The organism is Halomonas sp. BC04, from assembly GCF_000568385.1.
Map to the genome: position 1 here is coordinate 1 of NZ_AZQX01000093.1, position 8014 is coordinate 8014.

The window sequence follows — 8014 nt, forward strand, 5'->3', positions numbered from 1 at the left end:
CCCGGGAGGTCCACGCACGCGGCGAGGGGCGGCCACGCATTGCCCTGGCCAATCCCGACCATGCTCCCTACGGCGTGGCGGCCAGGCAGGCGCTGGAGCATGCCGGCCTGTGGTCGGATAGTGCCTCCCTGCGAATACTCGGCGAGAACGTCTCCCAGGCGGCCCAGTTCGCCCTCTCCGACGACGCACGTGGCGGTCTGGTGGCCTGGTCCCTGGCGCTGGCGCCGCAACTGGCCGAGCGCAGCGACTTCGTGCTGATTCCCGAGGAGTGGCATGAACCGCTGGTACAGCGCATGGCGCTGGTCAAGGGTGCCGGCGATACCGCCCGGGCCTTCTATCACTGGCTCCAGCAGGACGAAGCCCGCGAGCTATTGGAGGGCTACGGCTTTCGCCTGCCCGGGGAAGACACCGGCACCGAGGCGCCTGATGGACTGGACGGCACTCTCGGTCTCCCTGCGCCTGGCGGCGATGACCTGTCTGCTGCTGATCCCGTTGGGACTCTGGCTGGGACGTGCCCTGGCCAGAGCGCGCTTTCGCGGCAAGTCGCTGTGCGAGGCGCTGGTGGCGCTGCCGCTGGTCATGCCACCCACGGTGCTGGGGTTTTACCTGATGATGAGCTTCGGTCGCGACGCCCCGTTCGGCGCCTTCTGGCATCGGCTGACCGGGGAGGGGCTCAACTTCACCTTTACCGGTATTCTGCTCGCCTCACTGGTGGCCAGCCTTCCCTTTGCCGTGCAGCCGATCCAGCGTGCCTTCGAGGCGATACCCGCCAACCTCAGCGAGGCGGCCTGGTGCAGCGGGCTGACTCCCTGGCAGACCTTCCTGCGGATCGAGCTGCCGCTGGTGTGGCCCGGCGTGATCTCTGCCCTGGCGCTGACCTTCGCCCATACCCTGGGCGAGTTCGGTGTCATCCTGATGGTGGGCGGCGCCATCGACGGCGAGACCCGCACCCTGTCCATCGCCATCTATGATCGAGTCCAGGCCTTCGACGAGACCGGCGCCGGCATCATGTCGGCCATGCTGCTGCTGGTATCGTTCCTGACCATCGGCGTGGTCTATGGGCTGGCGGGTCGTCGGAGGTGGCGGCATGCCTGATTCGCCCGTTACATCGCCGGTCTCGGCTGGGTCGGGGCGGTTGACGGTCTCGCTGCACCAGGCCGGGCCGATCCCGCTGGCGGCGAATTTCGCCTGTGAACGGGGAGAGCTGCTGGCCCTGGTGGGGCCCTCGGGCAGCGGCAAGACGACCCTGCTACGTGCCATTGCCGGCCTCTACCGGCCGGCCGAGGGGCACATCGACTGTGCCGGCGAGACCTGGCTGGATACCGCCCATGGCGTTGTTCGCAGGCCCCAGAAGCGTCGGGTGGGGGTCGTGTTTCAGGACTATGCGCTGTTCCCCCACCTTTGTGCCCGGGACAACGTCAAGGTGGCGCTGGGCCATCTCGACCCCAGTCGCCGCAACGCCTGTGCCGACGAATGGCTGTGCCGGATGCGCCTGGAAGGGCTGGCCGGGCGCTATCCGTCCCAGCTCTCCGGCGGCCAGCGCCAGCGGGTGGCGTTGGCCCGGGCGTTGGCACGGGAGCCACGGGCGCTGCTGCTGGACGAGCCCTTTTCGGCGGTGGACCAGGTGACACGCCGTCGTCTGCAGCGCGAACTGGCCCTGCTGCGCGAGCAGATCCACATCCCGATTCTGCTCGTGACCCATGACCTGGATGAGGCGGTGGCACTGGCGGACCGAATCTGCGTGCTTCATGGTGGCCGTACGCTGCAGTGCGATGTTCCCGAGAGTCTGTTTCGCCACCCGGCCAGTGCCGAAGTGGCGCGACTGCTGGATCGTCATAATATCTTCGAGGGCCGGGTCGTGACGGTCGAGGGACAGCGGAGGCTGGCTTGGGGGCCTTGGCACCTGCAGGTGGACCATGGCCTGGAGGCGCTGGAGCCCGGGCAGCGAGTCGCCTGGTACCTGCCCGATTCCGACGTGGTGCTGCACCGCCGCGGCCGGCCGTCGCGCGGTGAAAGGGAGAACCCGGTGACGGGGTGCATCGGCGAGTTGGTCGTGCTGGGTGGCATGACATCGCTGACGCTGGTCTTCAATCATGGCCCCGATACCCTGCGCTTCGATATTGCCACCCATGCGGCACGGCGCAATGGTCTCGCCCGTGGCGAATGGGTACAGGTGTCACTGCTTGCCGCAGGGATCCATCTGCTGCCCCACACTCCCGATCACTGAGGAGGCGTCATGCACCCCCTTCAACGCCCGGTTGCCTCGACCCGCACGATCCTGCTGGTGCTCCTTCTCGCGGTCGCGGCCACGCTGACCTGGCGCTGGCCCGCCGTGGCCGAGTCGACGACATCCCTGGAGCGCCAGCCCCTGCTGATCAAGGCCGGGCAGGAGGTCTTTCGGCTCGAGGTGGAGATGGCACGAACAGCGGACGAGCGTCGCATCGGGCTGATGGATCGTGATTCACTGGCGCCCGATGCGGGCATGCTGTTTCTCTACGAGCGCATTCAGCCCCCGCGGAGCGGTTTCTGGATGTATCGCACCCGTATTCCGTTGGACATCGCCTTCATTGATGTCCACGGCCGTATTGCCACGATTCATACCATGGTGCCCTGTCCTTCGGAGAATCCGCGGGAGTGCCCGGCGACACTGGCCGGTGCCTACTATCAGGCCGCGCTGGAGGTGAATGCAGGCTATTTCACCGAGCGTGGCATCGAGCCGGGTGCCTGCGTTGACTGGCCGGGTCGTCTGGACGGCTGCTCAGCGGCCAAGTAACGCCCGAAAGCGAATCACGATGAGCGCCACGCCGGCGATGACCATGGCGCCGCCAAACGCGATATGGGCATTGAGCTGCTCTCCCAGCAGCACGATGCCCAGCACCACTGCGCCCGCGGGCACGAGCAGGCTTAGCGGCGCCAGTCGGCTGACCGCGTGGCGGCGCAAGAGGCCGTACCATAGTCCGTAGGCAACAATCGACGACATCACGGCGGTATAGAAGACTGCTCCCCAGCCGAACAGACCCGCCTGGCCGATGGCCTCCATCTGGCCCCGCTCGAACCACCAGGAACCCAGGCCAACCTGCGGAATGGCAAATAGCGCGACCCAGCCCGCCAGCGCCATGGGTGCGATATTGGGGCCCTTCTTGATCAGCAGCTGTGAGATTGCCCAGCCCAGGGCGCTGAGCAGCAGCAGGGCCATGGGCAGCGCTGAGGGCAGGCTGGGGCCGCCGGCGAGTATCACCACGCCACCGAATGACAACGCGAGACCCACGATGCGTTTGGCGCTCAAGCGCTCGCCCAGGAAGATCACTGCCAGCAGGGTGGCAAAAGGCGTACCCATCTGTACCAGCAGTGCCCCGGTACCCGCCTCGGCCTCGCCCAGTCCGATGAACAGCAGGGCAAAGTGAAGCGTGCCGAAGGTGACTGACAGCAGCAACAGGAAGGGAAGCTGATGCCGGGCAACCGGGTGGAAGGGCACCAGCAGGGCGGCAACCAGGATGAAGCGCAGGGTAGTCAGAAGCAGAGGCGGGAGCTCAGCGACTCCCAGCTTGATGACGATGATGTTCAGGGCCCAGATGGTGACGATCACCAGGCCCAGTAGCAGGTCGCGAAGCGGCACGAGCGAGTTTCCTTGATGGTACGGCCCGGCGAGGGTAGCAGCGAAGTCGGGGGAGCGTCGCGTTATACCCATGACGGTCTATCATTCAACGCGGGGCTTCGTAGAATATTGAAGCGTAACTTGATCCCGGACGGTATCAATCCAGAACGATAATCGCGGCCGCTCTTCTCCGAACCGGCCCTTTGCTGCAAGGACACGTCATGACATCCGCTAGTCGTCTTACTCGCTTTGCCGCGGTACTGGCCGGCACCGCCGTGCTCACCGCTTCGCTTTCGGTCTCTTCCTCGGTTCAGGCCCGCGAGCTTTCCGTTTCCACCGTGCTGTCCGATGCTTTCCCCTGGGGGCAGGCGGCCGAGAAGTGGGCCGAGCTCGTGGAGGAGCGCACCGAGGGTAGCCTGACCCTGCGCGTCTACCCCAATTCCCAGCTGGTTGCCGGTGACCAGACCCGCGAGTTTTCCGCCATGCGCTCGGGACTGATCGACATGGCCGTGGGCTCGACCATCAACTGGTCGCCCCAGGTGCCGGAGCTCAACATCTTCTCCCTGCCTTTCTTCATGCCCGACGAGGCGGCGGTGGACGCCGTGACCGGCGGGGAGGCCGGCGAGATGATTTTCGAGGCCATCGAGTCCCGTGGCGTGGTGCCACTCGCCTGGGGTGAGAACGGCTTTCGCCAGGTCTCCAACTCCCGTGGCCCCATCAGTGAGCCGGGTGACCTCAACGGGCTGAAGATTCGCGTGGTTGGCTCGCCGCTGTTCCAGGATACCTTCAACGCGCTAGGCGCCGATCCTACCCAGATGAGCTGGACCGACGCCCAGCCGGCGTTGACCACGGGAGCCGTGGACGGCCAGGAGAACCCGCTATCGGTGTTCGACGTGGCGCGGATCGACCAGGTGGGCCAGGAGTACCTGACGCTCTGGAACTACATGAACGATCCGCTGATCTTTGCCGTCAACCAGCGTATCTGGGACTCACTGGACGAGGAGGAGCAGGAGATCCTGCGTGAAACCGCCATTGAAGCCGGCGAGTGGGAGATCGCCATGACCCGTGAGCAGGAGAGCGAGCGTCTGGCCGCCATCCAGGAGCGCGGTGTTCAGGTGACCGAACTGACTGAAGCGCAGCATCGTGCCTTCGTCAATGCCACCGCCAGCGTCCACGACAAGTGGATCCCGCGGATCGGCAAGGAACTGGTCGAAGCGGCTCGTGCCGCCATCGAGGCGCGCTGATCCCGGCTGAGACCGGCCCCGGCACGGGGTCGGTCCGCTCTTCGCGAGGCTTGCATGAAATTCTCTCCCGATGCCCGGCCGGAACGCTGGCTGGGCTCCCTGGCGCTGGCGATCATTTCGCTGATCAGCCTGGGCAATGTCATTACGCGCTACGTCACCGGCGGTTCCCTGGCCTTCACCGAGGAGTTCTCGGTATTCCTGCTGGTGGTGCTGACCTTCGCGGGGGCCTCGGTGGCACTGCGACGTAACGGTCATATTCGTATCGGCCTGCTGGAGCGAGCCTTGCCGGCAGGCCCGCGCAAGGTGCTCATTCTCTTCCAGTGGCTGTGCGGCGCCCTCGTACTGGGGCTGATCACCTGGTTCGGCGCCAAGCTGACCTGGGAAGAGTACCAGTGGCAGTCGCTGTCGCCGGGGCTGGGCCTGCCCCAGTGGTGGTACCTGCTGTGGCTGCCACTGCTGTCGGCAGCCATGCTGGTACGGCTGACGCAGCAGACCCGTGACCGTCTGAGCGGGAGGCTCGAGGATGAGTCCTGATCTGTGGATGATCCTGGCCTTTGCCGGGCTGTTGATCGCCGGCGTGCCGGTGGCCTTCTCGCTGGCCCTGGCCGGTGCCGTTGGCATCATGGCGGGGCTGTCGCCTGCGATGCTGGCGACCCTGGGCACCAACACCTATAACAGCATCGCCAAATACCCACTGATCGCCATTCCGCTGTTCATCATGACCGGCCTGATCTTCGAGCGCGCCGGTGTGGCCCTGCGGCTGGTGCGTTTCGCCCAGGCACTGATCGGACCGCGCCACGGCGGGTTGGCGCTGGTGGCAGTACTGGTCTGCATGATCATGGGGGGCATGAGTGGCTCGGGGCCGGCGGATGCTGCCGCCGTGGCTATGGTGATGTTGCCGAGCATGACCAAGGCCGGCTATCCCAAGCCCTTTTCGGCGACGCTGATTGCTGCGTCGGCTTCCACGGCGATCCTGATTCCGCCCTCCGTGGCGCTGATTCTCTATTCCATCGTGGTGCCCGGCGTCGATCTTCGGGCGCTCTTTGCCGCCGGCTTGTTTCCCGGCATTCTGGCCGGGCTGGCGCTGCTGGTGCCGGCACTGCTGGTGTCCAGGCGCTACGGTTGGGAGGGTGGCGCGCCGGTTGAGGGGGCCGAGCCGCCGAAGATCGGGGAGAGCTTCAAACAGGCGTTGCCGGCGCTGTTTGCGCCGGTGCTGATCCTTGGCGGGCTGCGCTCTGGGCTTTTTACTCCCACCGAGGCCGCCGTGGTGGCCGTGGCCTACGGCGCCTGGTGGGGCTGTTCCTGACCCGGGAGATAAAGTTGCGTGATCTCTGGACACTGCTCGGCGAGGCCGCGGTGATCTCGGGTGTGGTGATGCTGATCATCGCCCTGGCCGGGATCTTCGCCTGGGCGGGCACCATGCTCGGTACCTTCCGTCACCTGGCGGAGTGGATCATCGGCCTTTCCGACAGCGGTGTACTGCTGCTGGTCCTGATCATGCTGGCCGTGCTGGTGGCCGGCATGCTGCTCGACGCCATCTCCATCTACCTCATCATGATGCCGATCCTGATTCCCGTCATGCAGCACTTCGGCTGGAATCCGGTGTGGTTCGGCATCCTGCTGGCCATGAACATCGCCATCGGCCAGTTCACTCCGCCGGTGGCGGTCAACCTGATGGTGACCACCGAGATCGCCAAGATTCGCCTGGAGCAGACCGTGGGCTGGGCTTTGCTGTTCGTGCTGGCCATGGCCAGCGCCCTGGCGCTGGTGGCGATCTTTCCCCAGATCGCCCTGTGGTTGCCCGGTGTGCTGGGCTACAACGTCTAGGCATTACCCAGGAGTCATTGCACCTAGGACTCGTTGAACGAGGCCAACGTACGTTGATACAGCTCGGCGGTATCCGAGTCGAACAGCACGAAGCGAACCCGCTCAATATTGGGAAAATTTGGCAGCTGCTGGATAACGGTGGAGAGGGCAATGCGAGCGGCCTCGGCGGCAGGGTAGCCAAAGGCACCGGTCGAAATCGATGGGAAGGCAATGGAATTGATATTCTCCCATTCGGCGAGCCGCAGCGCATTGTAGTAGCAGGCTGCCAGGAGTTCGTCGGCGGGTGAGTCGACGCCATAGACTGGCCCCAGGCAGTGGATCACATACTGATTGGGTAGTTCGAAGGCGTCGGTGATCACCGCCTGGCCCGGCGCAATGGGCGCCAGCGACCGGCACGCCTTGTCCAGCTCCGGGCCGGCGGCCCGGTGCAGTGCCCCGGCGACACCCCCGCCGGGGCGTAATTCCGCATTGGCGGCATTCACTACGGCATCCATGTCGTGCTGCTGAACGATATCGCCTTGCTGGCATTCGACGCGGGTAGATGAACTCATAATCCTTCTCCCTCACCTTGGTCATGCCAGTCTGGCTGTCAGGAGCGGGTGGATTCAAGTCTGGTGGGCCGGTAGTGGAGGAGCAAGGGGTCGCATGGCGGCACCTTTGGCTATATGCTTATGCGAAAATTATCTTGGAGTTTCGGCATGTTTGTCTCGCCACGCTATGCGCCCCTGCTGTTTTCCCTGCTGATGTCCATCTACATGGTCACCCTGATGACGTTCGTCATTACCTGGGTCAATACCGGCCTGGACAATGGCTTCCTGGCACGTTGGTGGCGTGCTTTCTATATTGCCTGGCCGGTGGCTTTCGCGTTGATCCTTCTCGGGGCGCCACGGCTACAGCGACTTGTTGGGCGTCTGGTGAAAAAGCCTGAGCGGTGCAGTTTCGATAAGAACGAATCGTTGCACTTTGGTCCACTTGTCGCGACATTCGTTGCAAATAGCAGCAAAAGCTTGCAACTTTCCTGCCTAGCCGGTACCAATGTGCTCCCCAAAATTGCCGCGGCTCGCCGACCTCAGGTCGGCGTGTCGGCGTCCGTGCAGCGCAGCTCAGGTTTCACGGCCGTGGCCCACCACAAAAGGAGGAGACAATGAACCAGCGAGTCAGCATCGATCTCGGCGATCCGGGTGCCGAAGCGTTCGAGGCCCGTCAGTTCAAGGTCTATACCCATCGTCAACTGGACAAGATCGAGGCGATTCAGAGTCTGCCTGAAAACCTGCGTTTCGATATGCGGGTTGTCAGCCAGGTGCTGCCGTTTCGCGTCAATGAGTATGTCATCGATGAATTGATCGAT

8 protein-coding genes and 3 pseudogenes are annotated in these 8014 nt (G+C 64.5%); 9 read left to right on the plus strand and 2 right to left on the minus strand.

Features of this window, described 5'->3' with window-relative positions:
• Positions 1-74: 74 nt before the first annotated feature.
• From Q427_RS29840 to Q427_RS06920, 4 genes and pseudogenes are all read left to right on the plus strand, one after another.
• Positions 75-332, plus strand: a pseudogene (locus Q427_RS29840) (substrate-binding domain-containing protein); the annotation flags it as partial.
• Positions 333-426: 94 nt separating this feature from the next.
• The gene (gene modB, locus Q427_RS06910) at positions 427-1095 is read left to right on the plus strand and encodes a molybdate ABC transporter permease subunit (RefSeq protein ID WP_043512298.1); all 669 of its coding nucleotides are present in this window, start codon (positions 427-429) and stop codon (positions 1093-1095) included.
• Positions 1088-2227, plus strand: coding sequence for an ABC transporter ATP-binding protein (locus Q427_RS06915; protein WP_051496195.1), 1140 nt, complete (start codon positions 1088-1090; stop codon positions 2225-2227). The genes modB and Q427_RS06915 overlap by 8 nt, the downstream gene beginning before the upstream one ends.
• A 9-nt stretch (positions 2228-2236) precedes the next feature.
• Positions 2237-2773: a DUF192 domain-containing protein gene (locus tag Q427_RS06920; RefSeq protein WP_043512303.1), complete on the plus strand. Its 537-nt coding sequence runs from the start codon at positions 2237-2239 to the stop codon at positions 2771-2773.
• Here Q427_RS06920 and Q427_RS06925 read toward each other — a convergent pair.
• The gene (locus Q427_RS06925; RefSeq protein ID WP_043512306.1) at positions 2759-3616 is read right to left on the minus strand and encodes a DMT family transporter; all 858 of its coding nucleotides are present in this window, start codon (positions 3614-3616) and stop codon (positions 2759-2761) included. The two genes, Q427_RS06920 and Q427_RS06925, sit on opposite strands and share 15 nt — an antisense overlap.
• Before the next feature lie 200 nt (positions 3617-3816).
• Between Q427_RS06925 and Q427_RS06930 the strand changes: the two genes are divergently transcribed.
• From Q427_RS06930 to Q427_RS06940, 3 genes and pseudogenes are all read left to right on the plus strand, one after another.
• Entirely contained in the window at positions 3817-4839 is a 1023-nt protein-coding gene (locus Q427_RS06930) for a DctP family TRAP transporter solute-binding subunit (RefSeq protein WP_043512307.1), read from the plus strand.
• A 54-nt stretch (positions 4840-4893) separates the two neighbouring features.
• Complete coding sequence (locus tag Q427_RS06935) at positions 4894-5373, plus strand: TRAP transporter small permease (RefSeq protein ID WP_043512309.1); 480 nt, start codon at positions 4894-4896, stop codon at positions 5371-5373.
• Positions 5363-6666: pseudogene (locus Q427_RS06940) on the plus strand (TRAP transporter large permease). The gene Q427_RS06935 and the pseudogene Q427_RS06940 overlap by 11 nt, the downstream one beginning before the upstream one ends.
• Positions 6667-6689: 23 nt before the next feature.
• Here the strand turns inward: Q427_RS06940 and Q427_RS06945 are convergent.
• Positions 6690-7217 (minus strand): macro domain-containing protein, encoded by a 528-nt coding sequence (locus Q427_RS06945; RefSeq protein WP_043512312.1) that lies wholly within the window; start codon positions 7215-7217, stop codon positions 6690-6692.
• Positions 7218-7364: 147 nt separating this feature from the next.
• Between Q427_RS06945 and Q427_RS29845 the strand changes: the two genes are divergently transcribed.
• Positions 7365-7814 (plus strand): DUF2798 domain-containing protein, encoded by a 450-nt coding sequence (locus Q427_RS29845; protein WP_081785868.1) that lies wholly within the window; start codon positions 7365-7367, stop codon positions 7812-7814.
• A pseudogene (locus tag Q427_RS06955) lies at positions 7811-8014 on the plus strand (lysine 2,3-aminomutase); the annotation flags it as partial. The gene Q427_RS29845 and the pseudogene Q427_RS06955, both read left to right, overlap by 4 nt.

What these genes read in the sequence shown, in the direction of transcription:
- modB (WP_043512298.1), top strand. Translation starts at nt 427, where the DNA reads ATGGACTGGACGGCACTCTCGGTCTCCCTGCGCCTGGCGGCGATGACC.
- Q427_RS06915 (WP_051496195.1), top strand. Translation starts at nt 1,088, where the DNA reads ATGCCTGATTCGCCCGTTACATCGCCGGTCTCGGCTGGGTCGGGGCGG.
- Q427_RS06920 (WP_043512303.1), top strand. Translation starts at nt 2,237, where the DNA reads ATGCACCCCCTTCAACGCCCGGTTGCCTCGACCCGCACGATCCTGCTG.
- Q427_RS06930 (WP_043512307.1), top strand. Translation starts at nt 3,817, where the DNA reads ATGACATCCGCTAGTCGTCTTACTCGCTTTGCCGCGGTACTGGCCGGC.
- Q427_RS06935 (WP_043512309.1), top strand. Translation starts at nt 4,894, where the DNA reads ATGAAATTCTCTCCCGATGCCCGGCCGGAACGCTGGCTGGGCTCCCTG.
- Q427_RS06945 (WP_043512312.1), bottom strand. Translation starts at nt 7,217, where the DNA reads ATGAGTTCATCTACCCGCGTCGAATGCCAGCAAGGCGATATCGTTCAG.
- Q427_RS29845 (WP_081785868.1), top strand. Translation starts at nt 7,365, where the DNA reads ATGTTTGTCTCGCCACGCTATGCGCCCCTGCTGTTTTCCCTGCTGATG.